Below are 25,616 nucleotides of genomic sequence, written 5' to 3'. Positions count from 1 at the left end.
TCATCTGGGAAGAGCCGCCAAACCTACAGCAGCACACCGGGGTTGAGCAGACCGTGCGGGTCGAGAGCTTTTTTGATGGTGGCGGTCAGTTCCATCACGTCGTCGCCGACCTGATTCGGCAACCACGCCTTCTTCAGCCGACCCACTCCGTGTTCGCCGGTGATGGTGCCGCCCAACGAGATCGCGAGATCCATGATCTCTCCGAAGGCTGCCTGCGCGCGGGCGGCCTCGTCGGAGTCGGTTGGGTCGAACACAATGAGCGGATGTGTGTTGCCGTCACCGGCGTGTGCGATCACCGAGATCATCACGTCGCGTGCCGCCGCGATTCCCGCGACCCCGTCGATGAGCGCGGGCAGTTGTGGCAGCGGTACCCCGACATCCTCCAGCAACAGCGATCCCAGCTTCTCGACCGCCGGGATCGCGGCACGACGAGCGGCGGTGAACGCCTCCCCTTCCTGCGCGTCATCGGTCGCGAAAACCTCGCTGGCGCCGTGCTGTTCGAAGGCGCGCTGGATGATCTCCACCTCGGCCGCGCCGGCGGGTCCGGGCGCGTCGGATTGGGCCACAAGGAGCGCACCCGCCTCGCGATCCAACCCCATCCGCAACATGTCCTCGACAGCGTTGATCGACACCGCATCCATGAATTCGAGCATCGCCGGACGAATCTGCGAGGTGATCGCGAGGACAGCCTCACTGGCCTGGTGCACCGACCCGAAACTGCCGACCACCGTGCACGCCGGCGCCTGCGGAGGGAGCAGTCGCAGCGTCACCTCGGTGACGATGCCGAGCAACCCCTCGCTGCCGACGAAGAGTTTGGTCAGGGGCAGCCCGGCTGAGTCCTTGAGCTGTTTGCCGCCCAGTCGTACCGCCCGCCCGTCGGCCAGCACCACCTCGAGTCCGAGAACATAGTCGGTGGTGACGCCGTATTTCACGCAGCAGAGCCCGCCGGCGTTGGTGGCGACGTTGCCGCCGATCGAGCAGATCTCGAACGATGACGGGTCGGGTGGATACCAGAGACCGTGGGCCGCCGCGGCCGCTTTGACCTCGGCGTTGAACAGTCCCGGCTGCACCACTGCAGTACGCGTGGCGGTGTCGATGACGAGATCGCGCATCTTCTCGGTGGACAACATGATCGCGCCGTCGACCGCTGTCGACCCACCGGACAGGCTGGTGCCGGCTCCCCGTGTGACCAAGGGAATGCGGTGGTGTACACACCATCGAACCGTGGTCTGCACCTCGGCGGTGGTCGTCGGACGGACCAAGGCCAGCGGAGTGCCGGCGGCGGGATCCTGCGCCCGATCCTGCCGATAGGCCTCCAGAATGTCGGGGTCGGTGACCACCATGCCTTGTGGGAGGTCGGCGGCCAGCGACTCAGGACTCACGACGTCGGTCATGACCTCACTGTAGGACGCCGTCGGCCCGTCGCCGGTGTTCTCTCATACCGAGACCTCCCAGCAACCGCACAGCTGAACTCCCGACGACGGGCAGGTCCGGTTTGTACGTTGTGTCCATGCAGCGCCACGATGAGACACACGAACACGACCGAGGTCTCCGCTACGACCTGCGTTCGCTGAGCCGCCGCCGAGCGCTGATGCTGTTGGCCACCGGCGCGGTCGCCACCACCGCCGCCGCCTGCGGCACCGACACCTCAGGGTCCGGTTCTGCGGCATCCGGCACAGCCGGGGCATCGTCCACCGACGCGGCCGGCGCCACGGGTACGGCCGACGGCTGCGTGGCGGCCGCGCCAGGGGAGACAGCCGGCCCGTACCCCGGCGACGGCAGTAACGGACCGAACGTGCTGATCGCGTCGGGAATCGTGCGCAGCGACATCCGGTCGAGTTTCGGCGATTCGTCGGGCACCGCCGAGGGTGTGCCGGCCACCCTGACCATCACCCTGCAGGACTTGGTCGACGACTGTTCGCCGGGCGAGGGTATGGCCGTTTACGTGTGGCATTGCGATCGCGAAGGCAACTACTCCCTCTACAGCGACGCCGCTGCCGACGAGAACTACCTGCGCGGCGTGCAGGTCGCCGACCCCGATGGCGTCGTTCGGTTCACCACGATCTTCCCGGCCTGCTACGCGGGCCGGTGGCCGCACATCCACTTCGAGGTCTTCGACTCCCTCGAACAGGCCGTCGCCGGCTCGGATGCCCGACTGACCTCGCAGATCGCGCTGCCCGAAGACGCCTGCACCGAGGTGTTCGATTACGACAGCGGCTACGCCCGGAGCATCTCCAACATGTCGAATGTGACGCTGGCTTCCGACAATGTGTTCGGCGACGGATGGGACGCCGAACTCGCGACCGTTACCGGGTCCCCCACCGACGGCATGGACATCTCGATCACCATCGGCGTGGCGGCAAAGGAAGACAATCAGCAGAGTATGGGTGCGCCTCCGTCGGGTGGGCCGGGCGGTCCGGGTATGCCACCAGGTGGGTCGGGCGGGCCTGCGCCACGGCAACAGGGGTGATTCAGCCGGCGGGTCGTCGGGCGTCCGAATGACGTCGATGGCCACCGCCGCACCGCCAAAAGCCCAGCAGAACGCAGGTTTACCCGCGCGGACCGAGTAGCTCTACTCATGTGCCACGGAGCGTCGCCGACGACTCTTGAGCCATGAACCAGACCCCGGTGAACCAGACCACCGCCCACTTGCTGACCAGGATCTCCGGCGAGTTCGCAGACATGTCTCGGCAGATGCACCGCATGTCCGACGACTTCGCCGAGCTGCGAGCCGTCCTCGTCGAACCGACGACACAGACAGCGTCGCAGCCGTCGCCGACGATGGAGTCCCCGCCGCCGGGTCGGCAGGTGCCGCCGATGACCGGTCCGATAGTGCCGACACCGCCGATGATCATGGTGGACGCGACGTCCACGCCCGCAGGAGCGCCGGCGACGTGGATGCCGGCGCCGCCGATACCCGGCCAGGCCATGCCCAACCCAGCTGCACACAACCAGGCCGCACCCAACCCAGCGGCACCAAACCCCAGGCGCAACCCGGCGATGGCCACTCGGGCGATGCCGCCGAACCCCACCCACCTGCCCGCCGGCTACTCGCCGCCGCCTCCCGCTGCACCACCACCGTGGCCGCCGAGCCCGCAGCGGTCGACCCGTCCGGCACTGACCGACCGCATCGCGACGGCCTTCCGCAAGGGCACGGTGGCGAGTGTGCTGGCGGCCGCCGGCGTGGGTGTCACCCTCATCGGCATCGTGCTGCTGCTGGTGCTGGCCGCCCAGGCCGGCATCCTGCGGCCGGAGGTTCGGGTGGCCGGCGGCGCCGTCTTCGCGATAGCGCTGGTGGTGGCGTCGACGTGGTGGCATCGTCGGCCCGCCGGACACACCGGCGCCGTGGCGCTCGCCGCGACCGGCGTGGCGGCCGGCTATCTGGATGTGCTGGCGGCCACTCGGTTCTATGAGTGGCTGAGCGTGCCGGCCGCGCTGAGCGCGGCAGCTGTGATCGCCGGAGCCGGGCTGGCGCTCAGTCGCATGTGGAACAGCCAAGCCCTCGGAGTACTGGTGGTTGTCCCGGTGGCCGTGCTGGCCCCGGCTCTGACCCAGGGCGTCGACATCGTGCTCGTGTCGTTCATGCTCGTGCTGGCAGCAGCGTCCGGTTGGGTTCAACTCGGACGTGACTGGACCTGGCTGTACCTCGTCCGGATGGCGGCGCCGACGTTGCCGTTGGTGTTGATCGCCGTCCTCGCAGGCGTGGGGGTCGGACCCGACACGACGATGTGGACCTACGCCCTGGCTGCTGGGCTCACCGTGGTGATCGGTCTGGGCAGCGCCCTCGTCGCGCTCCCGAGTTCGTCGCAGCCGGCGCTGCTCGCGGCCATCACCGCAGCCACGTCCGCGCCGGTCCTGTTGTCTGGCGCCCTGGTCGACGACCTGTCCGCGGCCTCGCTGATCGCCACCTGCGCCGCAGCGCTACTCCTGCTGGTGGTCAGTGGCCCGCGGATGCCGGGTGTCACCACGGCAGTCCGCGAGATCTGGTCGATGACGGTGGCGCTGCAGACGCTGGTCGCGGTCGCCACGGCGTTCAACGGCGGCATCGACGTCGCGGTGATCCTCGGGTTCGGCACGGTCGTCGCGATGACCGCGCGGCGCAGTACGTCGATGGCACGCATCATGCGCGGCATCGCCACCACTTTCGTGACGATCGGGGGCATCGGCACCCTCGCGACGGCGCCGCCCGCCGACCTCGCCGTCGCCCGCGTCATCGATCCGGCGATCGCGGCAACGACGCTGGTTCAGTGTGTGCTCTTGGTCGGTGCCGTGTGGGCCCTCGCCGGCATGTGGATCAGGGCGAGCCGAACCCGGCAACGGAGCGACCGGTCGGCCGAACAGCTGTGGGGACTGACGCTCGGAGTGGTGGCGTTGTACGCAGTCACCGAATTCGCCGTCACGACCGGGGTACTGGTCGCGGGAACCGAGGAGGGCTTCTTCGCCGGACATCTGATGGCCACCATCACGTGGATGATCGCCGGCGGCGCAACGCTCGCCCACGCCAGCCGGTTGCCGTCGGCGGCCCGCACCCCGCTGCTGGCCGGCGGCCTGGCCGTGGTCGCCGCGGCGCTCGCGAAGTTGTTCCTGTTCGACCTCGCCACCCTCGACGGCATGTTCCGCGTGCTGGCGTTCATCGTCACCGGACTGCTGCTACTGGCCATGGGTGCGTGGTTCGCGCGGAGTCTGTCCGACGATGCCGACACATCAATTCCGCATCCGGGCCCCGCGACGAGCTCGCCGGGGCAGAATAGGTCGACGTGACCGACGACGCCACCGAGCCCGATGGAAGGCGACGGTGCAGGTCGTGACCACTTCGAGCCGCCGCGCCGATCGGACCGGGCCCGACTACGCTGACGTTGTGTACGGGGCGGGCGACGAGGTGGCGGGATACGTCATCGACAGCTTTCTGGGCAGCGGCAGTAGCGCCGAGGTCTACCGGGCTCGCCACATCGGCGAGCCCGGATCGGTCGCGCTCAAGGTGCTACACACCCGGCCCAGCGACCGGCAACGCGTGCGGGAGCGTTTCGAGCGAGAGTTCACCATTGCGTCGTTCCTCGACCACCCGAATATCGTCGACATGTACGCCCGTGGTGAGATCGACCCCACCGAGGAGTCGGACGAGACCCGGACGCGCGCAACGATTCTGTGGATGGCGATGGAGTACATCGATGGTCGGCCGGCGAACGACCTGGTCGGACCACATCCCACCGAAGACGACGTCGAGACCATTGTCGCGATCGCAACCCAGATCGGAGCTGCACTCGACTACGCGCACGCGGCGGAGGTGCTGCATCGGGACGTGAAACCCGCCAACATCATGGTCGCAACGGGGTCCGAACGACCGCGGGCGGTGCTCACCGACTTCGGTATCGCACAGTTGCTCGACGACGCCCGCCCACTCGCCCGCAACGGCCGCGTCCAAGGTTCTATCGCCTATGCGGCACCGGAACTGCTGACCGCCCAACGACTCTCCGCCGCCACGGACCAATACGCCTTTGCCGCAGGGCTGTTCGAACTGTTCACCGGCGAACCCCCGTTTCCCCGCGCGACCGCGTTCGCGATCACCTATGCCCATCTGCATGATCCGGTGCCGCGGTTGACCAAGGCGCAACCCTGGCTGCCATCGTCATTGAATTCGGTGTTCGCGAAGGCCCTGGCGAAGAATCCCGCCGACCGCTACGAGACATGTGCCGAGTTCACCGACATCATTCGCCGTGCGTTGCAGGATGTTCCGGTTCCCACACCATCTCGCCGACGGTGGTGGCCATGGGCGCGTCAACCCGCCGGCTGAGCCGCGGTTCACGCTTGCGCCCTCGCCGGTGAAGCGGTGACAAGCGAGTTTGCGAACAGGCCCCGTCGCCGGTTGAGTAGCGGCGTGCTGCCCCTGTCACCGGTTGAGTAGCGACGTGCGAGCTTGCGAGCCCGCCGCGTATCGAAACCACCCCACCCGCACAAAAATCTTCTGCACTATTTTCAAGAATTTCCTTGACGTCGAACTGGTGTTCGACCATAGTGGAGTCATGGGAGCTTCGGGGGATCTCACCACCATCACTGATTCTGTTCGTGACCTGCACTTGGGCGACGATATGTCGGGGCGTGCAGCGTTCGATGCGATGACCGCTCTGGTCACATTGCGCAATCTGATCGACCATCACGCCGCGACGGTGGTCGGCCATCTGGACCGACTCGGTGTGGCCCGCGACCACGGCCGCAAACTCAGCGAGTTGTTGATCGTGATGGGGTTGGCCCCGGCGGTCGCGTCCCGTCTGATCCGTATCGCCGCCGCCCGTGAGCAGCTGCCGACCCTGGCCGCGCACGCCGCTGATGGGGCGATCTCCGCCGAGCATGTCGACGCGGTGGGTAAAGGGGTCGATCATGTCGGGAAAAGATCGGCGGAACCGATCGACGATGTGGCGCGTCTAAACATCGTGACCGAACTTCTCGCCCAATTCTTTTCCGGCGCCACCCCCGCCGACATCGGCAAACGTGCCCGTCGTCTGGGTAACCAGGCCGCTGAGGACACCGGTGGGCTACCCGCCTCCGAAGACCGTAACGTCAATGCGCTCACCCACGATGTCGATGGTGACGGACGGCTGCAGGTGCGCGCCGACCTCAACACCGAGGTCGGCGAAAAATTCTCGGCGGCGATGGAAGAGTTGGCGGCACCGCGTCCCGAACCCGACGGGTCGCCTGATGCCCGCGGCCCGGAGCGCCGCCACGCCGACGCGTTGGAGGCATTACTCGATATCGCTGCCCGTAGTGGTGATGTGGCGTCCGCGCCGCGTCACCAGCTGCTGGTGTCGGTGCCCGCTGATACTCCTGATTTGGCCGAGTTGCCGTTCATGGGGTCGATCACTGAAGCCATGTTGCGCACGTTGACGTGCGACACCACCGCGACGGTCGCGATCGTCGACGGTGAGGCGGTGCCGATGGAGATGAGTAAAGACAAACGCCTGTTCCCAGCCCATCTCCGTAAGGCGTTGCACAAACGCGACGAGTGTTGCATCAAATGCGGCGTGGCGGCCTCCCGCTGCCAAGGCCACCATATTGTCCATTGGGCTGATGGTGGAATCACGGTGTTGGACAACGGCTGTCTGCTGTGCCCGTCGTGTCATGCCGACATCCACCACAACGGGTGGGAGGTGATCATGGGCCACGACCGACATCCCTGGCTCATCCCACCCGTCACCGTCGACCCGACACGTCGGCCGATACCGGCCTACAACCGGCGCACGATGAACCTCGACAACCTACCCGCCGCCGCCTGAGCCACGCTGACTGGCGAGTAGGTCACGCAGCCACGTCTTCCCACGCACCCGACCCCGGTCGGGACCGCAACCGTCCCTTGACAACTCCATAGAGTTAACCCTCCGGCACCACAGTGGTGTCGCGTACCCGACGGCCACATCGGTTGCACAGCAACCCTTGTGGTGCGCGGTACGCGACCCCACACGCCGGCCAGGACATTCGCTCAGCCGGGTGTCTCGATCTTATAGACGCGTAAAGCATTGTCTCGGAATACTTTACTCAGTGCGTAGTCGCCGCCGAGCGGCGCGATCAGATCGACCAGTGCGCCGACGATCATGTCGAACGATACGTTGGGCTTGTCGATGGGGAAATTGGAGCCGAACATCACGCGGTCGGCACCGAAATGGGTGAACACATGGTCGACCAGCGGGCCGACCATCTCGGTCAGTGTCGCCCGGCTGCCGACATTGCCCCACCGCTCCCGTCCGTAGCCCAGAACCGGCAGCCCGAGTCCGGACAGCTTCACCATCACGTTCGGGTAGGCCGCCAGGGTGACCATTCGTTCGCGCCACAACCGCATGATGTCTGCGCGCGCACCCGCAGTGGCACCGGTTCGCGCGCCGACGGGTCCGAACACCCCGACCGGCGCCCCGACGTGGTCGACGACGATGGTGACCTCGGGATACTCCCGCGCCAGAGTCACCACGTCGTAGAGCTGATGAGAGTAGACGAACGCGTCGAACACCAGGCGTCGGTCGGCAACCTCGGCGAAGCCCTTCAAGAACGACGGGGAGGACAAGATGCCATCAGCATCGGCCCCATTGCGGATCTTGGGGTCTGGGTGACGGGTGGTGATCCACCGAATGCCACGAAGTCGGTCGGTCAAGGCGGCATGTTCGTCGATGAGTTCGGCGAAACGCTCGGCCCGCGGGTCGGCGTGGGCAACGATCGCACCCAGTTGAGGCAACGAATCCGCACCGAACGGCAGGGTCGTCACGTACCGCGTCTCCTCGACGGCCGACCTCCCCGCGGGAGTGTCGACGCGGCCGGCGGTCTCGTCGCCGCGCCAGTGCGACTCCATGTGCACCACGGTGTCCACCCGCACACCGGCGGTCTTGAAGACCGGGGAGGTGTCGGCCAGGTACTGCATAGGCTCGTACACGCGCGCGACGGTGCTCGGGGTGAGAACGTACTCCCGGTCGGCCTGCGACACCACCATCGGGAAAACCCGGTCGCCGAATGCGGGCACGAACCGATACAGCCGCGAGAGCCGATTCGCCGCCCACGGCGTGCTCCGCGGATTCCACTGGTGCAGATGAGCGTCGACAATTCCCCTGACAACACCATCGAGCAAGCTCACGTACCCGAGGTTGCCACAGTCGTCGCGAACCCGACATCGATTGATCGATCGCAAGTCGCCGTCGATGGACCGCTAGGCTCTCTGGGGCGGGCATCGATCCCGCCGACCATGCGACACGCTCAGGGGAGGTGACCGGCCCGTGGCCAATCATTCGCGACACGTCCTCCACCAGCTCCGCGAGCTGATCAACCGCGACCCCGACCGGTTCTCGGCCAACATCTACACGCGCATGTTCGCCATCGATCCCGATCTTCGCGAACTGTTCCCGGCGGTCATGTCCGGTCAGCGCGATGCGTTCTTCCGGGTCATCGACCACGTCCTCGACGTGATTCCGCAGGCAGATGGCCACCCCGAGCTCGTGGAGTTCCTCGCCCAACTCGGCCGTGATCACCGCAAATTCGGAGTCCGCCCCGAGCACTACGGTGTCATTTATCGGGCACTGATCGCCGAGTTCGCATCGCTGCTGGGTGACTACTGGGATGACGAAACCGCCCAGACGGTAACTCAGGCGATGATGCTGACCACCGGCGTGATGCGCGGCGCCGCCGAGACAGCGCCGTTCCCGGCGCTCTGGTCGGCGGAGGTGGTGGAGAAGTTCCGCATCACCCGCGACCTCGCGGTGGTGCGGCTGCTGTCCAAGGCACCTCTACGGTTCGCCCCCGGCCAGTACCTCGAGGTGCAGATTCCGCAGCGCCCGAAAGCGTGGCGAAGTCTGTCGCCGGCGATCCCGCCCAACCCGCGCGGTGAGCTGGAGTTTCACGTGCGGGGCGTGCAAGGCGGCACTGTGAGCTGCGCCATCGTCGGCGAGACGCGGGTCGGCGACGTCTGGCATTTCGCACAAGGGCACGGCACCCTGCACATCGAACCGGACCGCCCGGTGGTGATGGTGGCCGGCGGATCCGGCCTGGCGCCGCTGCGGGCGCTGCTCATCGAAATGTCCAAGCGCGCCGATACTCCGCCTACCCACATCTTCTACGGCATGCGCTATCCGGGCGAACTCTACGACCTCGTCGTATTGCGTCGAATTGCGGCGACCAACCCTTGGCTGCGCGTCACCGCGGTTTCCGAAGAGACCACCGATCCGTGGTGGATCACCGCGGTGGCCACCCCCGAAGCGCTGGGCATCGAGCACCACATCGGCACCCTCGCCGATGTCGCCGCAGCCGCCGGCCCGTGGGACGAGCACCAGGTGCTCATCGCCGGATCGGCGAAGATGATCGAGGCGACTCGCCGGCGAATGCTCATCGCAGGTGCTCGGGCGAGCCTCATCCAGCACGACCCCGTGGTCTGACGAAAGACTCGGACCTACGGGCCGGGAGTCTGACCGGCGACGGACACGGTGGTCGTCTCGGTGACCGTCTCAGTCGGCTGCTCGGTGACCGTCTCGGTCTCCGTCGACGTCTCCGTCTCGGTTTCGGTCTCCGTCGTGGTGCTCGTGGCATCGCGCGATTCGGTCACTGTTGTGGTGGCGACGCGGGTGCGGACCTCGGTGACCGGCGCAGCGGTGCGGGTCACCGTCGACGCTTCTGCGGTCTCGGTGACCGTCGTAGTTGGTGTCGGCTCCTCTTCGGTGGCGTCCACACCGGCGAACACCGCGGACGCCGCAATCGCACCGAGGGCCAGTGCCGCCGCCATCGCCGCGCCGATGAGCCACCAGCGACGCGTCGACGGGGTACGCACAACCGCCCCCGGCCGCAGCGCCAACACCGCCGCGCCGACCGCCGCCGCGAGCGCCGGTTGATCAACGACAGTGACCGGTCGCGCCAGCGCATACTCGAGAGCCGCCGACGTTCCGGCCACCTCGGCGCCGGGGCCGGTGAGTACCACCGACGTGACGGCAGACCCTCCAGGTGCCGCCATCACCGCGTCGGCGACAGCGCCCGCATGGGCGGGATCGGTGACCGGGCCGGGCGACCCGTAGGCGAACTCGGCCGTTCCCAGGACCTCGCCGGTTGCCGAATCGAGGTTGACGACCGACGAACCCGGCGACGGGACGGCGTCACGATCCAGATCAATCGCAGCGACGATCCCGGTACCGGATGCGGCAGTCCGGGCCACCTCGGCCAACGCCGCCGGCATGTCGGTGACGGCCACCTTGTCGTACCAGGCCGGCCGCGACGTACCCCGCGCCAGATTGGCCTGCAGGTAGCTCTGGGTGGCGGGTCGGGCGCAGGCGACACCGATGCGATTGATCTCGTACGGCACCGAGTCGACGAGTTCGTGGATGGCGTTCTCGGCGCTCTGCGCCGACGGATCCGGAAGGTCGACCAGGTTGCTGGCGATGATGTCGCCGTCGGCACCGCGCACCACGGAGGCGACTCGATCCTCGACCACGGAGATCCCGAGGACCGATCCGTCCGAGCTCGAACCGCCCCCGTACTGGGCGCTTCTGGTCTCGGCCATGTCCTCGTCCTGTCTACAACGACGCTTTTGTCCCGAGTCAGGGTAACGGGTGGGCCGAGGTACCGATCAGTTGGTCTTGCGCTTGCGGCGCGGCTGCCACACCACCAGTGCGCTGGTGCGCGGCACCGGCACCAGCTCGCCGCCCCTACGAGCCGCGCCGCTGTCGACTTCGGATTGCAGCTCGCGGATGCGCTGCTGCAGGGCGTCGACCTGGTTCTCCAGATCGATGATGCGTTTGATGCCGGCGAGGTTGACGCCCTCCTCCTGCGACAGGCGCTGGATCTCGCGCAGCACCTCGACGTCGCGCGCGGAGTACCGCCGACCACCGCCGGTGGTGCGCTGCGGCGTGACCAGCCCGAGCCGGTCGTAGGTCCGCAACGTTTGAGCGTGCATGCCGGCCAGTTCCGCCGCGACCGAGATCATGAAGGTCGCGGCGGCTTCTCCGTCGAACTTGTTGCGGTCGTGGTTACCGGCCACCATCATCGCCCCCAACCGGCGCGTGGATCGAAACCGGCGGCCTTCTCCGCGGCGGCGTAACGACGCATGGCCTCGACTGCGTCGTCGTCGAGCTTCGGCGGCACGGCAACTTTCACCGTCACCAGCAGGTCACCCGCCCCACCCGAACGTTTCGGTACACCTCGTCCGCGCACGCGTAGCGTGCGCCCGTCGGTGGTGTTGGCGGGGATCTTCACTCCCACACTGCCGTCGAGTGTGGGCACCGACACGGTGGCGCCGAGGACCAGTTCGGAGATGCTGACCGGCAACTGCACCTTCAGGTCGTTACCGCTGCGAGTGAACACCTTGTCAGCGGTCACATGGACCACCACGTAGAGGTCACCCGAGGGAGCACCACGGCGACCGGCCTCGCCTTGGCCGGCCAGCCGGATGCGTTGGCCGTCCTCGACACCGGCCGGGATACGCACATTGATGGTGCGTGCGCGTACCTTCACGCCGCTGCCCTCGCAGTCGGTGCACGGATCGTCGATCCGTGACCCGGTGCCCTGGCAGTCCTGGCACGGTTCGCTGAACCCGAACGCGCCCTGGTTGCGGCTGACGAATCCGGACCCGTTGCAGTTCGGGCAGACGCGCGGACTGGTACCCGGTTTGGCACCACTGCCGTGGCAGGTGGTGCACGGCGCCGGGCTGGTCACCCGAAGCGGTACGGTCGTGCCGGTCGCGGCATCCTTGAACGTCAGGGTCGTCTCGGTCTCGAGGTCGTTGCCACGCTTGGGCCGCGTCGCCGTGGAGGTTCGCGGACCGCGATTGAACAGCCCGTCGAATAGGTCGCCGAAACCGCCCGCCGACTCGCCGCCGGCGCCACCACCACCGCCGAACAGGTCACCGATGTTGAAGTCGGCCCCCGGCGTCGTCGTGTAGTGCGTTCCACCGCCTCCCGAGAAACCGCCGGGAAAGCCATTGCCCCCGCCACGGAATCGCCCACCGGCGAACATCGCGCGGGTCTCGTCGTATTCTTTGCGCTTCTCTGGATCGGCCAGCACGCTGTGTGCTTCGGACACCCGCTTGAAGCGTTCTTCGGCCGCGGTGTCGCCCGGGTTCGCGTCCGGATGGAGTTCGCGGGCGAGCTTCCGGTAGGCCTTCTTGATCTCTTCAGCCGAAGCGTCAGAAGCAACGCCCAGGTCCTTGTAGAAGTCGTGTTCCAACCACTCCCGTTGTGGAGCCACCAGACGTCACCTCCTTCGATATCTCAGTTGTCTGGATGAAGTTGTGTGGAGCGGGCCACGAAGGATTGCCGTGCACAACCCTTCGTGGCCCGTCGTCGGTGCGCTTATTGTGCACCAGTCTGTTCGGCCGCATCGCTCGGTACGTCCGACGGATCGGTGACCGTGACCATCGCGTGACGGATCACCTTCTCGCCGAGCCGGTAGCCGGTGCGATAGACGGCGCCGATGACGGGTTCGGCCCCATCACCATCGTGCTGGACGGCCTCGTGCAGTTCCGGGTCGAACACATCGCCCGGCGCACCGAACGTGGTGAGGCCCTCGGCCGACAGCGCGGCGACGAGTTTGTCGGCCACGCTGCGTAGCGGCCCCTCGTCGAGGTCACCGTGCTGGCGGGCACGATCGAGATCGTCGAGCACCGGCAGCAGTTTGTCGATGAGCAGCTGCTTGCCGTAGAGGACCGAGCCCTGCTTCTCTTCTGCGGCACGCCGCCGGAAGTTGGCGAACTGGGCACGCTCCCGCTGCAGATCTGCCGTCAGCTCGGCGACGCGCTCGTCGGCGAGATCACTCACCTCCGGCTCGCCGTCGGCCTGCGGATCGGCGACGGGTTCGGCCTCCGCAGGGCCGGGCCCGGCGGCCGGCTCCTCGCGCACCTCGCCCGTCTCCGGGTCGATGCGACGACGATCGGTCACCGTGACCGGTTCCTGCTCCTGGACGCCTTCCGGCTCACCTGCGGTCACTTGTTGTCTCCGGAGGAGGACGGTTCGTCGACGACCTCGGCGTCCACGACATCGTCGCCACCGGCGTTGTCACCCTGCGGCGCCTCACCGTTGGGCGACTCGGCGGCCGACGCGGCGTAGATCGCCTGACCCATCTCCTGGGACTCGGTCGAGAGCTTCTCCACCGCGGACTTGATCGCCGCGATGTCGGTGCCCTTCAGTGCCTCCTGAGCCTCGGAGATGGCCGCGGTGACCTTGTCCTTGAGCTCACCGGGCACCTTGTCCTCGTTGTCCTTCAGGAACTTCTCGGTCTGGTGGACCAGCGACTCGGCCTGGTTGCGGGTCTCGGCCTCCTCGCGACGCTGACGATCCTCGTCTGCGTGCGCCTCGGCGTCCTTGACCATCCGGTCGATCTCTTCCTTGCTCAGACCCGAACCCTCCTGGATACGGATCGAGTTCTCCTTACCGGTGCCCTTGTCCTTCGCGGTGACATGCACGATGCCGTTGGCGTCGATGTCGAAGGTCACCTCGATCTGCGGGACACCCTGCGGCGCCGGGGCGATGCCGCCGAGTTCGAACGAACCGAGCAGCTTGTTGTGCGAGGCGATCTCACGCTCACCCTGATACACCTGGATCTGCACCGACGGCTGGTTGTCCTCGGCGGTGGTGTAGGTCTCCGACCGCTTGGTCGGGATGGTGGTGTTGCGCTCGATGAGCTTGTGCATGACGCCACCCTTGGTCTCGATACCGAGGCTCAGCGGCGTCACGTCGAGCAGCAGCACGTCCTTGACCTCGCCGCGCAGCACGCCGGCCTGCAGGGCGGCACCGACGGCGACGACCTCGTCCGGGTTGACACCCTTGTTGGGCTCCTTGCCACCGGTCAGTTCCTTCACCAGTTCGGTGACGGCCGGCATACGGGTGGAGCCACCGACCATGACGACATGGTCGATGTCGCCGACGGAGATGCCGGCGTCCTTGATGACGGCCTGGAACGGCGAGCGGGTGCGCTCCAGCAGATCGGAGGTGATCTTCTGGAATTCGCTGCGCGAGAGCTGCTCGTCGAGGAACAGCGGATTCTTCTCGGCGTCGACGGTGATGTAGGGCAGGTTGATCGAGGTGCTCTGCGAGGCAGACAGTTCGATTTTGGCCTTCTCGGCTGCCTCACGCAGACGCTGCATGGCCATCTTGTCCTTGGTCAGGTCGATGCCGTTCTGGCTCTTGAACTTGTCGACGAGCCAGTCGACGACGCGCTGATCCCAGTCGTCACCACCGAGGTGGTTGTCACCGGAGGTCGCGCGGACCTCGACGACGCCGTCGCCGATCTCGAGCAGCGAGACGTCGAAGGTGCCGCCACCGAGGTCGAAGACGAGAATGGTCTGCTCGCTCTCGCCCTTGTCCAGGCCGTATGCCAGGGCCGCGGCGGTGGGCTCGTTGACGATGCGCAGCACGTTGAGGCCGGCGATCTGACCGGCTTCCTTGGTGGCCTGACGCTGGGCGTCGTTGAAGTAGGCCGGCACGGTGATGACCGCGTCGGTGACGTCCTCACCCAGGTAGGACTCCGCATCGCGCTTGAGCTTCTGCAGCGTACGGGCGCTGATCTCCTGCGGGGTGTACTTCTTGTCGTCGATCTCGACCGACCAGTCACCTTCGCCCATGTGACGCTTGACCGATCGGATGGTGCGGTCGACGTTGGTGACCGCCTGGTTCTTCGCCGGCTGCCCGACCAGCACCTCGCCGTTGCGCGCGAACGCGACGACCGACGGGGTCGTCCGAGAGCCTTCGGCGTTGGCGATGACGGCGGCCTCGCCGCCCTCGAGCACGGAAACCACCGAGTTGGTGGTACCGAGGTCGATTCCAACTGCACGAGACATATGTGTTCCTCCTAGTTCATGGGTGTGCACCCAAGTTCGTGTCGGGTCCGAGGGGTGTCCGCGAACTAATGCCTGCGAACGGACCTCGGATGATGCTGTCGAAACCCTCGTCGGACCCGAACTTCAGCGCATCCGACTCATGTCTTACTGAAAGAATCAGCCGGAGTCAACTGAGTTGAGTGATATCGACTCAAGTTTCTCGTAGTCTGCAACGGCAGTAGGCGCTGGAATGTTCCCGGTGCCGCAAAGATCATCGACACTGGCGCCGCGCGGGCGCCGCCGCCCACGCTGACGCCATCAGCCACGGACACGGCGTGACCGACGTCGCATTCGCTGGATGTAACGACGGGTCACCCTAAAGTAGACAAAGGAACCAAGCACCGGGCGCTGCGCTGGCCCACGATCCACGGCAGATTCGGCGAAGGAGGAACGTTCCCATGGTGGAGTCGAGGCAACGCCGCGGTGGCGAACGCCGGACCAAGTTCGGCGAGACCGCTGTCGAGATCATCGCGACCCAGGGCCTGCACGCCCTGACCCATCGCACGGTCGACGAGACCGCCGGCTACCCACCCGGCTCGATCAACTACTACGCCCCCACCCGCAGCCGACTGCTCGCGCTCGCCCTGGAGACGGTGCACGCGCAGCTTCAGGTCATCGCCTTGGAATCCTTCGGCCCCCTGCTGACGCCGGGCCCGCACACGCCCGACGACGTCGTCGAGTGCGGCACGCAGTTCGTCGAACTGTCACGCACCCAGGGCCGCAAGACCGTGACCGCGCGACATGCTTTGTTGATCGAGGCACAGTTCCATCCCGACCTGGCGGAGATGATCGAGGCGCACCGCCAGGAACTCGTCCACCTGTCGGTCGCGGTGGGTGCACCGTTTCGACCGGAACACCCGGAAGAAGCGGCCAATCTCGTCGTCGCGCTGATGGACGGGCTCGTCCAGCAACTCGTGCTCGGCAAACTCGACACGGTGACCCGGCCGATGGTCAAGATGGCGATGTCACATATCTGCACGATCGGCAGCGAGACATCGCAGTGGACGGCAATCACGCCATAGCCACGTTGTGCTCATCGCCGGCGAGGGTGGTGGCAGCGTTGACGTTGTCGCCGACCCCGGCAGTTCAGAGCGCTTCGGGCGGCAGCGCATCGCCGGGGAAGCCGCGTGCAGGGTGCACAGTGAAGGTGAACACACCCGCGGCTACTCCGGGATCGTCGTCCATCAGCGTGGTGGTGGTCTCGACGTCGCGGTCGAAGACTCCCACACCGCAGACGTCGGTGTCGTCGATGACAGGTAGCACCACCGCCAGCGCGCCGGCCGCGCGCAGGGCGAAGTTGCGCCTGCCGTGTTCCCAGATGATGGCTGAGGCCTCCGGCGAATCGTAGTTCGGACCGGTACGGAGGATCACGACCGAATAGGGTTGCGCGTACTGCAGACTCGTCTGCATCTCGGCGTCGGTCACGGTGGGTAGATCGGCCATCAGCACTCCTCGGGTCGGCGCGACAGCGTTACCCGTTCCGGTGGACCACGGCTGACACCAGAGCGGGCCGCGACAACAATTATCGTCGTCGTGGCCCGCTGTGGTGTCAGTTGTGCAGATCAGGCGGCGGACACCGCATGATCCGACGCGCCGTGTCCCGACGTCCCGTACTCGGCCGCCGGTTCCAACGCCTGCGCGAGGATGTCGGCGACATCGGTTATCGGACGCACGTCGAGCGCATCGAGCACCTCGGCCGGAACGTCGTCGAGGTCGGGTTCGTTGCGCTGCGGGATGAACACCGTCGTCAGGCCGTTACGTTGCGCGGCAAGCAGTTTCTGCTTGACCCCACCGATCGGGAGGACCCGCCCGTTGAGGGTGACCTCGCCGGTCATGCCCACCTCGGCGCGCACTTTACGGCCGGTCGCCATCGACACCAACGCGGTCACCATGGTGACGCCGGCGCTCGGACCGTCCTTGGGCACCGCCCCGGCGGGCACGTGCACATGGATGGTCTTGTTCAGCACCGCCGGGTCGATGCCCAGCTGCTCGGCGTGGGCCCGAACGTAGGACAGCGCGATCTGCGCCGACTCCTTCATCACGTCACCAAGTTGGCCGGTCAGCTTGAGTCCGGGTTCGCCGTCGACGCTGTTCACCTCGATGAACAACACGTCACCGCCCATCCCGGTCACGGCCAGCCCGGTGGCCACGCCCGGCACCGCGGTGCGCTCGGCCGATTCCGGGGTGAACCGCGCCTGACCGATGTAGTCGTTCAGATCGGCTTCACCGATCGTGATGGGTGCCTGCGACTTTCCGGACTCCAGGTTCGTCGCGGCCTTACGCAGCAACTTGGCGAGTAGCCGTTCGAACTGTCGCACACCCGGTTCCCGGGTGTAGTTCGCGGCGATCTCCCGCAGCGCGTCGTCGCTGACGTCGACCTCGTCGGCGGTCAGTGCGGCCCGTTCGGCCTGCCGCGGCAGCAGGTAGTCGCGGGCGATGGCCACCTTGTCGTCCTCGGTGTAGCCGTCCAGAGTCACCAGTTCCATCCGGTCCAGCAGCGCCGACGGGATGTTCTCCACCACGTTGGCGGTGGCGAGGAACAGCACGTCAGACAGGTCGAGATCGAGGTCCAGGTAGTGATCGCGGAAGGTGTGGTTCTGCGCGGGGTCGAGCACCTCGAGCAGCGCCGCCGCCGGATCGCCCCGGTAGTCGGAGCCGACCTTGTCGATCTCGTCCAGCAGCACAACAGGATTCATCGATCCCGCCTCACCGATGGCCCGCACGATCCGGCCGGGTAGTGCCCCGACGTAGGTGCGGCGGTGACCGCGGATCTCGGCCTCGTCACGCACACCGCCGAGGGCGACGCGCACGAACTTGCGGCCCAGCGCCCGGGCAACGGACTCGCCCAGCGACGTCTTGCCGACCCCGGGCGGGCCGGCCAGCATCATGACCGCACCGGAGCCGCGGCCACCGACGACCTGCAGGCCGCGCTCGGCGCGACGTGCGCGCACCGCCAGGTATTCGACGATGCGGTCCTTGACGTCGTCGAGGCCGTGATGGTCGGTGTCGAGGATCTCGCGTGCACCCTTGATGTCGGTGGAGTCGTCGGTTGTGACCTTCCACGGCAGTTCCAGCACGGTGTCCAGCCAGGTGCGGATCCAACTGGTCTCCGGCGACTGATCGCTGGCGCGTTCGAGTTTGCCGACCTCGCGCAGTGCGGCCTCGCGCACCTTGTCGGGTAGGTCGGCGGCCTCCACGCGACCGCGGTAGTCGTCGGCGCCGTCGGGTTCGTCCTCGCCGAGTTCCTTGCGGATGGCGCCCAGCTGCTGGCGCAGCAAGAACTCCTTCTGCTGCTTCTCCATGCCACTGCGCACGTCGTCGGCGATCTTGTCGCTGACCTCGGTCTCGGCGATGTGTTCGCCGGTCCACTCGATCAGCCGGGTGAGCCGTTCGGCAATGTCCGGGGTCTCGAGCAGTTCACGCTTCTGCTCGTCGGAGAGCCACGAGCTGTAGCCCGAGGTGTCGGCGAGATCCGACGGGTCGGTCATCTTGTTGACCGCGTCGATGATCTGCCACGCCTCGCGACGTTGCAGCATCGCCAGCACGAGTTTCTTGTACTCGGCGGCCAGGTTCTTCACCTCGTCGGTGACCGCGGGGTCATCGACCTCGGTGACCTCCACCCACAGAGCGTTGCCGTTGCCGGTGGTCCCGGTACCGATGTGGGCCCGCTTCTCACCCTTGATCACCGCGGCGGTGTGCCCGCCGGGGATGCGGCCCACCTGCACAATCGAGGCGAGGACGCCATAGGTGGGATAGCGGTCATCGAGGCGCGGCGCGACCAGCAGCTTGCCGGACTCGCTGGCACGTGCAGCGTCCACGGTCGCCTGAGCGGCGTCGTCGAGTGGGACCGGCACCACCATGCCGGGGAGGACGACCAGATCGGGAACGAACAGGACGGGCACGGAATATGTGTGCGACATCAAACCTCCAAAAAGTTCAGTCTGATGGGCTCAACCTCGCTGGCTGGATGTTTGTTCCCGGTGATATTTCGCCAGGAGCGGACAGTGTAGCTTCTCACCGAACGTGTCATTTTCTCATCGGCTTGTCATAGGCGTGTCATCGTTCTCATCGGGCTGTCATGCGGCACGATAGCAAAATGCCTGATCAGATCGGTGCGACCGAGATTCGCTTCGTTACCGAAGCCGGTGACGAGACCATCAGTCAGGTCAGGGATCACTCGATCAGCTCGATGGCCCGAGCCCAGCCAGTGCGCCTGCCACCGTCCCACGCCGGCCAACGCCACTATCCAGGTCTTTTTTGGACCCGTACAACAGCCGACCACGTGGTTTACGAAAGCCTTCTCGAACGCGACCGCATCTTGCTTGCCGACTTCGATCCCGAAGTCGTTTGGATCACGGCGCAACCTTTCTGGATCACCGGCGACGACAGAGGTACCGGCCGACGCCACTGTCCCGATCTCCTACTGACGCGGGCTGATGGGTCATATTTGGTCGTGGACGTCAAGAATCCACGAATCGCGCAGAAAGACGAGGTCAAGGCCGTGTTCACGTGGACCAAGGTGGTGTCCAAGCGCCTCTCCGCCGATTATGAGGTTTGGACCGGCGAGGACTCGGCGTTGATCAACAACATCAGATTCGCTTCTCAGGCTCGCCGCGAGTCGCGCGCGGCCCTGTTCCAGACGGTGCTCGAACGATTTCCAGAGGAGCTCTCAATCGCGCACGCTGAAGCCACACTCGCAGCCGAGCGGATTGCACGGCCTCGACACATCGTCCTCGAGCTTCTGTGGACGGGCACCTTCACGGCCGATCTCACCCGGCCATTCGGCGACAACACCTTGATCCATCGAGCCGAGGCCGTATGAGCAACACTTATCGACTTGCTGTTGGCGATCGGGTGTGGATCGACGGATCCGTGGTCCGCATAGTCGAGATCAGCGACAGTCGGTCGATAGTCGAATCGGATCGCGGCACACGAGCGGTGAGCACTCCACACCTCGTGAGGTCTTCTCAGCCGCTCGACGCACCTCGCAGGCCCTGCGAGACGTCCGGACAACTGCTTTCGAATCTTACGAAGAAACAGCAAGAGACTTACAACGCACGGCTCGCCGTCGTCGAAGCAGTACTGGAGATGCATCACAACAGCGGCGACTCTATCGGTCGCAGCTCCGAAACGGTCGCTCTCGCACACAACATGTCTGACCGCACCGTCAAACGCTGGGTGAAGGCGTATCAAGAGTCAGGACCAGCCGGCCTCGTCGAAGCAAGGAAGCAGCGCTCGCCGATCGACCCACTCTGGCGGGAGGCGTGCCTCGACGTACTCAATCGGTACACACGCGAATCCACACCCAGCAGAAACATAGTAATCGACCAGGCCAACAATCTGCTGACCGAGCGGTGTGGCGCCGATCTGGCGCCCACCCCATCCAATGCGACCGCCTACCGCTGGCTGGACGAGCTCTCCAAGGGTCGCTATTCATTTGGCAGCGGAAAGGCACGGCGAATCGCCGCCGACCGGCCGGAGGCCCCGTATGGCCGTTTGCGCGCCACGCGCCCCGGAGAGTACTTCGTACTCGACACAACGCGCCTCGACGTGTTCGCGATGGAGCCGATCACGCTGCGTTGGGTGCCGGTCGAACTCACTGTGGCGCAAGACCTCTATACACGCTGCATTGTCGGTCTGCGCCTGACCCCGATTTCAACCAAGGCAATCGACGTGGCCAATGTGTTACACCAGTCGGTCACGCCCCAAGAACCGGTCGACGACGGAGCGTGGCCGTTTCACGGCGTGCCTAGTTCGATCGCAATCGAACGCGACGACCCGACCGCAGACGATGCCACTCCGAGCATCCCAGGCTGCCTACCCGAGTCAATCGTTGTTGACCATGGCAAGATCTACCTCTCGCACCATGTCAGATCCGCCTGTGCGCGACTCGGAATCTCGATTCAGCCTGCGATCGTAAAGAAGGCGTCAGACAAGCCAACTGTCGAACGCTTCTTCAAGACCATTCGGCTCGGCCTGCTTCAGCAACTGCCGGGCTACAAGGGACCCGACGTCTATCACCGCGGTGAAGACATTGAGAGTCAAGCGTTCTACTACGTCGCCGAGCTTGAGTCGATAATTCGCGAGTGGACAGCTCGGGTGTACCACCGGTCGAAACACGAAGGCTTGTGTCTCCCTGAGACGCCCGGCCTCGAGCTATCACCGCTCGAAATGTACGAGATCGGCCTGGCTCGCGCCGGTGGACTCACCATCCCGTCCTCACCGGACCTTGCGTACGAGTTTCTCAATGTGGAGTGGCGCACGATCCAGCACTATGGCATAGAAGTGGATGGGCGCCGATACGATGGCGCGGCGCTCAACCCTTACCGGAATAGCAAGTCCAACTTCGGTGGTCCGAAGGCTAGAAAATGGCCAATCCACATAGACAGCGGCGATGTTCGACGCGTGTACTTCCGCGACCCCTCATCTGGCAAATGGTCGCCTCTGGTCTGGGAGCACGCAGGTGGACTCGACCAGCCCTTCTCCTCGGACGCCGCCGACTACACCAAGCTTCTGGCCGTCCGCGAAAACCGGCATGTCGACCCACAGGACGCCGTCCGCAACCTCCTCGATGAGTGGTCCAAAGGCAACACCAAATCCAAGCGCGACCGCGCCCTCGCACGACGCCTGGCCAGCACCCGTTCCACGGCAAGCGATACTGGCGATGGCCAACCTGACGACGAGATTGCATCACTGCCAGGAGTTATCGACCTTCTCGCGAGGAGAGCAGAACGTCGCCCTCCAGGTTGGGATTTGGACGATGACCTCGATGTGTTTGAGAAGTACCAAGGTGCAGACGATTCGAGCTATGAGGTATTCGACGAATGAGTAACCCATGGGCACTATGGCTTCGAAACAATCAACCGCATCGCTACAACCTGGCGTCAAAAGTGGGCTGGCACGACTTCGTGCATTCGCCGCCGCGCGCGAGCCTGGAACTCCTCACGAAGGGACAGATCGCAGCGCTCAGCGACGACGAGCGCGAAGACTACAACGAAGCTCGCTTTGTATGGAATGCCAACCTCCCGACTGTCAAGACAGCTCAACTCACGCACGCCTTCGCTGTCATCGATCAAGTCATGGCGTCCAACCGTCGCGATGGCGACCGCCTCCGCGGATCGGTCGTGATCGACGCCCCGCCAGGTCTCGGTAAGACCACCATCGCCATCCGCTACGCAAGGCAGTTCCATCGAACTGCAATTCGCCGCCTCAGCAGCGAGACCGCCGCAGGCGATCAGCGTATTCCGGTCGCCTTCATCCCGCTCGATGCTGGAATCACCCTCAAGGGCCTGAACAGAAAGATCCTCGCCTTCTATGGCCATCTGGGGGTAGCTGGTGCGAATACTTCTGGTTTGGGTGCGCTCGCGGTCGACTGCGTACGGAGCTGCGAGACTCAGATAATTGTCATCGATGACCTTCACTTCATCGACTTTCGAGACCGTCACGGTCGCGAAGTAAGCAATCATCTGAAGGGCTTGGCCAACGAAATGGCGGTCACGTTCATTTACGTCGGTGTACGCCTCACAGAGAAGAAGTTCTTCGACGAGGGCCTGGGAGGCGATGACGGTGCCGTGTACGCACAGACTGCCCGCCGTGCCACACGTGCACGCGTCGCGCCGTTCAACACCGACTCCGATGCCAGCAACGTCGCCTGGATCTCGCTTCTCAACGCCCTCGAATTGCACCTAATGCTCGCCGCGCAAACGCCTGGGACACTATCCGATTTCGGCAAGGAACTCTTCCGCCGAACGCAAGGGCACATCGGTTCACTGACGAACCTGCTCGATCGGGCCGCCTATCTGGCTATTAAGACGGGCACCGAGCAAATTACTGCGAGCATCCTGGAGGAGGTCGTCGTTGACAATGCCGCTCAGCGGCTCACCACTCCCAAGAGGTGAGAGAACCGACGCGGAGCAACTACCCTCCGCAATTGCGATACCAGACGGGTACAACCCGCGGCGGCTTCCCATACTCGTCGCCCCCAGGGACGATGAGACCGCACCGAGTTGGCTGCGCCGTTTCGGCCACCGCTACGGACTCACCGCACGCGCGCTACTCCGAGAACTCGGGATTCCAACGAGTGCCTGGTCCCCCACACGAGTCTCTGCGCATATCGCTGAGCACAGTGATTTGATTGTGGATACGGTGGGGCTACCGGACGAACGAGCCCGATACCTCCGGGCAGGACTCATATCCGAGGCTGTTTCCGCATTTCGCACGCACTGGGAACGGTACGGTAAGTCTTCGGAATCGATGCCCCTCGACCCTTCCTACTGTCCCGAATGCCTTGCTCAGCAAGGATACTGGAACTCGACATGGTCACTGCCGCTACACCGCGTCTGTGTCGAACATGCGATCTTGATGCCTACCAACTGCCCTCGGTGCGCCGAGACGCCGTGGGCGGGCACGAGTTGGCCCAATAGCACCGACCCCAACTGGGCCTGTCCGCAGCGCGACAATCGCCCCCGAACACCAAGAACTCGACACGCATACTGCGGCCACGACTTGCGCGACGTCGAGTTCCGTAGGGTTGCCCCCGAGATCGTTGAAGCTCAGGTTTGGATTCTCGAACTCGCACGCGGTGCATCAGAGCCTTCGACGAACAGCTTTGGCGGTCAGCGGTTCAGTACACGCGAATACTTCGACGCGGCTCTGACGCTGGGCAAGCCCATTATGAGCTGTCAAGCAGCAAGCGACCCTGACGCCGCGTGCCTCGAGCAACTCCTCAAGGTAAAGTCCATCCTCTGCGAGGAGGACGTTCATGCGGCTCATTCGCTCGCCGTAGAGCAGAGCGTCCTTACTCCAGGAACCTGGCTTCTCAGGGACGGCCGAGATTTGCCCCGTAGTCGGACGAATGCGGTTATCGGCCACCTCGCCATCACCCCGCTCGCCGAAAAGCTATCGCCGACGGCACAACTGACGTTTCGAGTTGCTAGTGGGTGTGCCCGTTATCCGACGGCCCACGAGATCCCGGGCAACCACATTCCTCTCTCGTCGATACCTCAAGTTCACTGGACGGGATTCCGCGACTACACGACTGCGAAGGATCGCGCCGTCCTTTCCATGCTCCTTGCACGGTCTGGGACCGCGAGACCTTGGGGCCATATCGCTTTCGCGCTAGGACTGCCTCACGAATTCTCGCGCTACCCACCACTACTCATCCGCCGGATCAAGCGCAGCGGCGATTGGACCGACACCCTGGATCAGATCGAGAACCAGACCCGGGAACTGCTCACCGGCCCGCCTCCTATCGATTACCACCGCCGGCGGCTTCAACTTGCCAATCCAGATCTCACGATCTCCATTGCGAGAATTCTTAGCACGAGCCGCACGTTCAGAGCAGTGACTCCACACGCGCTAGCCGTCGCGATTTGGGAGGTCTACACCGGCGGGGCCGCCGAGTTCGCGACAGAATCGCTCTACTCTGAGGATTCCAACGACGGCGATCTCAGCTCGGCGCGCAACCTGGTACGCGAGCAGTGGTCCACAATCCGATCAAACAGCCTGTTGCCTGACCTGGGATTCGGCGAGGAGCCACTTGAATGGCGCCCACCTTGAAGGAGCTACGTGCAGACAGGACACTCCGGCAACAGATCTGACTCGCGCTCGTCAGTGGCTTCGAGAATGCCCTCACTCTACCGCGGAACGCTTGAGGCGGATCAGCACATGTGCCGCGCAGATGTCTACGAGGCGAATGAGTCATACCGACGCCACGGGCTCAAAGGAGTCGGGCAACTCAACTCACTGATGGAAATCCTCCTGCAGCACACCTTCAACGCCGCAAGTCCACGCTATACACCGTGGGAAATTGATCGAGAACCACCAGGGCGTGCAATCTCCCTGCCGCCGACGGCATGGCCGCCGAGTTCGGAACCGACCCTTGCGACACGCTACCCGGATGGTCCGACGAACTGGTAGTCGAACGCCTCGGTCTTGATCGGGCATCGCCCGCAGGGTCGCGCGAGGTGTGGGCATTCGTCGGCGTCGCTTGCAACAATGCCCATGTGAAGTTCCGTCGCCGCAACCTCGAAGCTCTTGGAAACCTCGTCGTGGGCAACCTCGGACGCGACGATGCCCAGAACGTCGACGAAGTTCGGTACTTCCCGTATCGCTCCAGCATGTACATCACTGAGTTCTTTCAAGAGTTGGAGACGGAGTACCAGCACGACGGCTCCACCCGCCACCGGTGGGTTGCCGACGTGTGACGTGTAAGGGCTCGGGACATGCTTGACGTCGTGTCGTCGGGACATCGTTGACGTCTCACGCTTGTCGGTGGTCGCAGTCAGAGTGTGGGGGG

The 25,616-nt window shown here is 65.1% G+C and carries 20 protein-coding genes and 1 pseudogene; 12 read left to right on the top strand and 9 right to left on the bottom strand.

What is annotated here, in order from left to right:
* Nucleotides 1-23: 23 nt before the first annotated feature.
* Entirely contained in the window at nt 24-1,394 is a 1,371-nt protein-coding gene (locus ACIGKQ_RS08195; protein WP_328715089.1) for an FAD-linked oxidase C-terminal domain-containing protein, read from the bottom strand.
* A gap of 116 nt (nt 1,395-1,510) precedes the next feature.
* Between ACIGKQ_RS08195 and ACIGKQ_RS08190 the strand changes: the two genes are divergently transcribed.
* From ACIGKQ_RS08190 to ACIGKQ_RS08175, 4 genes are all read left to right on the top strand, one after another.
* A complete protein-coding gene (locus ACIGKQ_RS08190) occupies nt 1,511-2,470 on the top strand; it encodes an intradiol ring-cleavage dioxygenase (protein WP_328715091.1) in 960 nt (319 codons plus the stop codon).
* Between the two features lie 143 nt (nt 2,471-2,613).
* Nucleotides 2,614-4,761 carry a DUF2339 domain-containing protein gene (locus tag ACIGKQ_RS08185; RefSeq protein WP_396573116.1) on the top strand — a complete coding sequence of 716 codons (2,148 nt, stop codon included), beginning with the start codon at nt 2,614-2,616 and terminating at the stop codon, nt 4,759-4,761.
* A gap of 97 nt (nt 4,762-4,858) precedes the next feature.
* Nucleotides 4,859-5,791, top strand: a complete 933-nt coding sequence (locus tag ACIGKQ_RS08180; protein WP_328715180.1) for a serine/threonine-protein kinase — start codon at nt 4,859-4,861, stop codon at nt 5,789-5,791.
* Nucleotides 5,792-6,020: 229 nt separating this feature from the next.
* Nucleotides 6,021-7,268, top strand: coding sequence for a DUF222 domain-containing protein (locus ACIGKQ_RS08175; protein WP_396573114.1), 1,248 nt, complete (start codon nt 6,021-6,023; stop codon nt 7,266-7,268).
* A gap of 203 nt (nt 7,269-7,471) precedes the next feature.
* On the opposite strand, the gene ACIGKQ_RS08170 is transcribed toward ACIGKQ_RS08175, so the two are convergent.
* A complete protein-coding gene (locus tag ACIGKQ_RS08170) occupies nt 7,472-8,608 on the bottom strand; it encodes an amidohydrolase (protein ID WP_235721954.1) in 1,137 nt (378 codons plus the stop codon).
* 139 nt (nt 8,609-8,747) lie between these two features.
* Between ACIGKQ_RS08170 and ACIGKQ_RS08165 the strand changes: the two genes are divergently transcribed.
* The gene (locus ACIGKQ_RS08165; protein WP_235721953.1) at nt 8,748-9,899 is read left to right on the top strand and encodes an FAD-binding oxidoreductase; all 1,152 of its coding nucleotides are present in this window, start codon (nt 8,748-8,750) and stop codon (nt 9,897-9,899) included.
* A 14-nt stretch (nt 9,900-9,913) separates the two neighbouring features.
* Here the strand turns inward: ACIGKQ_RS08165 and ACIGKQ_RS08160 are convergent, their stop codons facing one another.
* From ACIGKQ_RS08160 to dnaK, 5 genes are all read right to left on the bottom strand, one after another.
* A complete protein-coding gene (locus ACIGKQ_RS08160) occupies nt 9,914-11,011 on the bottom strand; it encodes a hypothetical protein (protein ID WP_396573112.1) in 1,098 nt (365 codons plus the stop codon).
* A 66-nt stretch (nt 11,012-11,077) separates the two neighbouring features.
* Nucleotides 11,078-11,494 carry a heat shock protein transcriptional repressor HspR gene (locus ACIGKQ_RS08155; RefSeq protein ID WP_272492735.1) on the bottom strand — a complete coding sequence of 139 codons (417 nt, stop codon included), beginning with the start codon at nt 11,492-11,494 and terminating at the stop codon, nt 11,078-11,080.
* A complete protein-coding gene (gene dnaJ, locus ACIGKQ_RS08150) occupies nt 11,491-12,693 on the bottom strand; it encodes a molecular chaperone DnaJ (protein WP_235721951.1) in 1,203 nt (400 codons plus the stop codon). Before dnaJ ends, ACIGKQ_RS08155 begins: the two co-directional genes overlap by 4 nt.
* 104 nt (nt 12,694-12,797) lie before the next feature.
* Nucleotides 12,798-13,430 (bottom strand): nucleotide exchange factor GrpE, encoded by a 633-nt coding sequence (gene grpE, locus ACIGKQ_RS08145; RefSeq protein WP_235721950.1) that lies wholly within the window; start codon nt 13,428-13,430, stop codon nt 12,798-12,800.
* On the bottom strand, nt 13,427-15,280 hold the full coding sequence (gene dnaK, locus ACIGKQ_RS08140; RefSeq protein WP_396573108.1) for a molecular chaperone DnaK: 1,854 nt from the start codon (nt 15,278-15,280) through the stop codon (nt 13,427-13,429). Before dnaK ends, grpE begins: the two co-directional genes overlap by 4 nt.
* 437 nt (nt 15,281-15,717) lie before the next feature.
* Here dnaK and ACIGKQ_RS08135 point away from each other — a divergent pair, with 437 nt between their 5' ends.
* A complete protein-coding gene (locus ACIGKQ_RS08135) occupies nt 15,718-16,341 on the top strand; it encodes a TetR/AcrR family transcriptional regulator (RefSeq protein ID WP_266063050.1) in 624 nt (207 codons plus the stop codon).
* A 64-nt stretch (nt 16,342-16,405) separates the two neighbouring features.
* Here the strand turns inward: ACIGKQ_RS08135 and ACIGKQ_RS08130 are convergent, their stop codons facing one another.
* The gene (locus ACIGKQ_RS08130) at nt 16,406-16,762 is read right to left on the bottom strand and encodes a hypothetical protein (RefSeq protein ID WP_235721947.1); all 357 of its coding nucleotides are present in this window, start codon (nt 16,760-16,762) and stop codon (nt 16,406-16,408) included.
* Between the two features lie 119 nt (nt 16,763-16,881).
* Entirely contained in the window at nt 16,882-19,239 is a 2,358-nt protein-coding gene (lon, locus tag ACIGKQ_RS08125) for an endopeptidase La (RefSeq protein ID WP_396573105.1), read from the bottom strand.
* A 176-nt stretch (nt 19,240-19,415) separates the two neighbouring features.
* Here lon and ACIGKQ_RS08120 point away from each other — a divergent pair, with 176 nt between their 5' ends.
* The 6 genes and pseudogenes from ACIGKQ_RS08120 to ACIGKQ_RS08095 all read left to right on the top strand — a co-directional run bounded on the left by ACIGKQ_RS08120 (nt 19,416) and on the right by ACIGKQ_RS08095 (nt 25,524).
* Nucleotides 19,416-20,141 (top strand): TnsA-like heteromeric transposase endonuclease subunit, encoded by a 726-nt coding sequence (locus tag ACIGKQ_RS08120; RefSeq protein ID WP_006369927.1) that lies wholly within the window; start codon nt 19,416-19,418, stop codon nt 20,139-20,141.
* Entirely contained in the window at nt 20,138-22,147 is a 2,010-nt protein-coding gene (locus tag ACIGKQ_RS08115; RefSeq protein ID WP_079931101.1) for a helix-turn-helix domain-containing protein, read from the top strand. The genes ACIGKQ_RS08120 and ACIGKQ_RS08115 overlap by 4 nt, the downstream gene beginning before the upstream one ends.
* Nucleotides 22,144-23,217 carry an ATP-binding protein gene (locus ACIGKQ_RS08110; protein ID WP_006369929.1) on the top strand — a complete coding sequence of 358 codons (1,074 nt, stop codon included), beginning with the start codon at nt 22,144-22,146 and terminating at the stop codon, nt 23,215-23,217. The genes ACIGKQ_RS08115 and ACIGKQ_RS08110 overlap by 4 nt, the downstream gene beginning before the upstream one ends.
* Nucleotides 23,183-23,665, top strand: a pseudogene (locus tag ACIGKQ_RS08105) (TniQ family protein); the annotation flags it as partial. The gene ACIGKQ_RS08110 and the pseudogene ACIGKQ_RS08105, both read left to right, overlap by 35 nt.
* A 159-nt stretch (nt 23,666-23,824) precedes the next feature.
* Nucleotides 23,825-24,877: a hypothetical protein gene (locus ACIGKQ_RS08100; protein ID WP_246221959.1), complete on the top strand. Its 1,053-nt coding sequence runs from the start codon at nt 23,825-23,827 to the stop codon at nt 24,875-24,877.
* Nucleotides 24,878-25,323: 446 nt separating this feature from the next.
* Nucleotides 25,324-25,524 carry a hypothetical protein gene (locus tag ACIGKQ_RS08095; RefSeq protein WP_287014663.1) on the top strand — a complete coding sequence of 67 codons (201 nt, stop codon included), beginning with the start codon at nt 25,324-25,326 and terminating at the stop codon, nt 25,522-25,524.
* The last annotated feature ends 92 nt before the right edge of the window (nt 25,525-25,616 follow it).

This window comes from Gordonia sp. NPDC062954 (assembly GCF_044543825.1).
Classification (GTDB): Bacteria; Actinomycetota; Actinomycetes; order Mycobacteriales; family Mycobacteriaceae; genus Gordonia; species Gordonia tangerina.
This window is presented reverse-complemented; position numbering and strand designations above follow the sequence as displayed.

Excerpts from the sequence above, each read along its gene's own strand:
- ACIGKQ_RS08160 (WP_396573112.1), bottom strand. The coding sequence starts at position 11,011 with ATGGCCGAGACCAGAAGCGCCCAGTACGGGGGCGGTTCGAGCTCGGAC.
- ACIGKQ_RS08135 (WP_266063050.1), top strand. The coding sequence starts at position 15,718 with ATGGTGGAGTCGAGGCAACGCCGCGGTGGCGAACGCCGGACCAAGTTC.
- ACIGKQ_RS08130 (WP_235721947.1), bottom strand. The coding sequence starts at position 16,762 with ATGGCCGATCTACCCACCGTGACCGACGCCGAGATGCAGACGAGTCTG.
- ACIGKQ_RS08155 (WP_272492735.1), bottom strand. The coding sequence starts at position 11,494 with ATGATGGTGGCCGGTAACCACGACCGCAACAAGTTCGACGGAGAAGCC.
- ACIGKQ_RS08195 (WP_328715089.1), bottom strand. The coding sequence starts at position 1,394 with ATGACCGACGTCGTGAGTCCTGAGTCGCTGGCCGCCGACCTCCCACAA.
- ACIGKQ_RS08120 (WP_006369927.1), top strand. The coding sequence starts at position 19,416 with ATGCCTGATCAGATCGGTGCGACCGAGATTCGCTTCGTTACCGAAGCC.
- ACIGKQ_RS08175 (WP_396573114.1), top strand. The coding sequence starts at position 6,021 with ATGGGAGCTTCGGGGGATCTCACCACCATCACTGATTCTGTTCGTGAC.
- lon (WP_396573105.1), bottom strand. The coding sequence starts at position 19,239 with ATGTCGCACACATATTCCGTGCCCGTCCTGTTCGTTCCCGATCTGGTC.
- ACIGKQ_RS08115 (WP_079931101.1), top strand. The coding sequence starts at position 20,138 with ATGAGCAACACTTATCGACTTGCTGTTGGCGATCGGGTGTGGATCGAC.
- dnaK (WP_396573108.1), bottom strand. The coding sequence starts at position 15,280 with ATGTCTCGTGCAGTTGGAATCGACCTCGGTACCACCAACTCGGTGGTT.
- ACIGKQ_RS08190 (WP_328715091.1), top strand. The coding sequence starts at position 1,511 with ATGCAGCGCCACGATGAGACACACGAACACGACCGAGGTCTCCGCTAC.
- ACIGKQ_RS08110 (WP_006369929.1), top strand. The coding sequence starts at position 22,144 with ATGAGTAACCCATGGGCACTATGGCTTCGAAACAATCAACCGCATCGC.
- ACIGKQ_RS08185 (WP_396573116.1), top strand. The coding sequence starts at position 2,614 with ATGAACCAGACCCCGGTGAACCAGACCACCGCCCACTTGCTGACCAGG.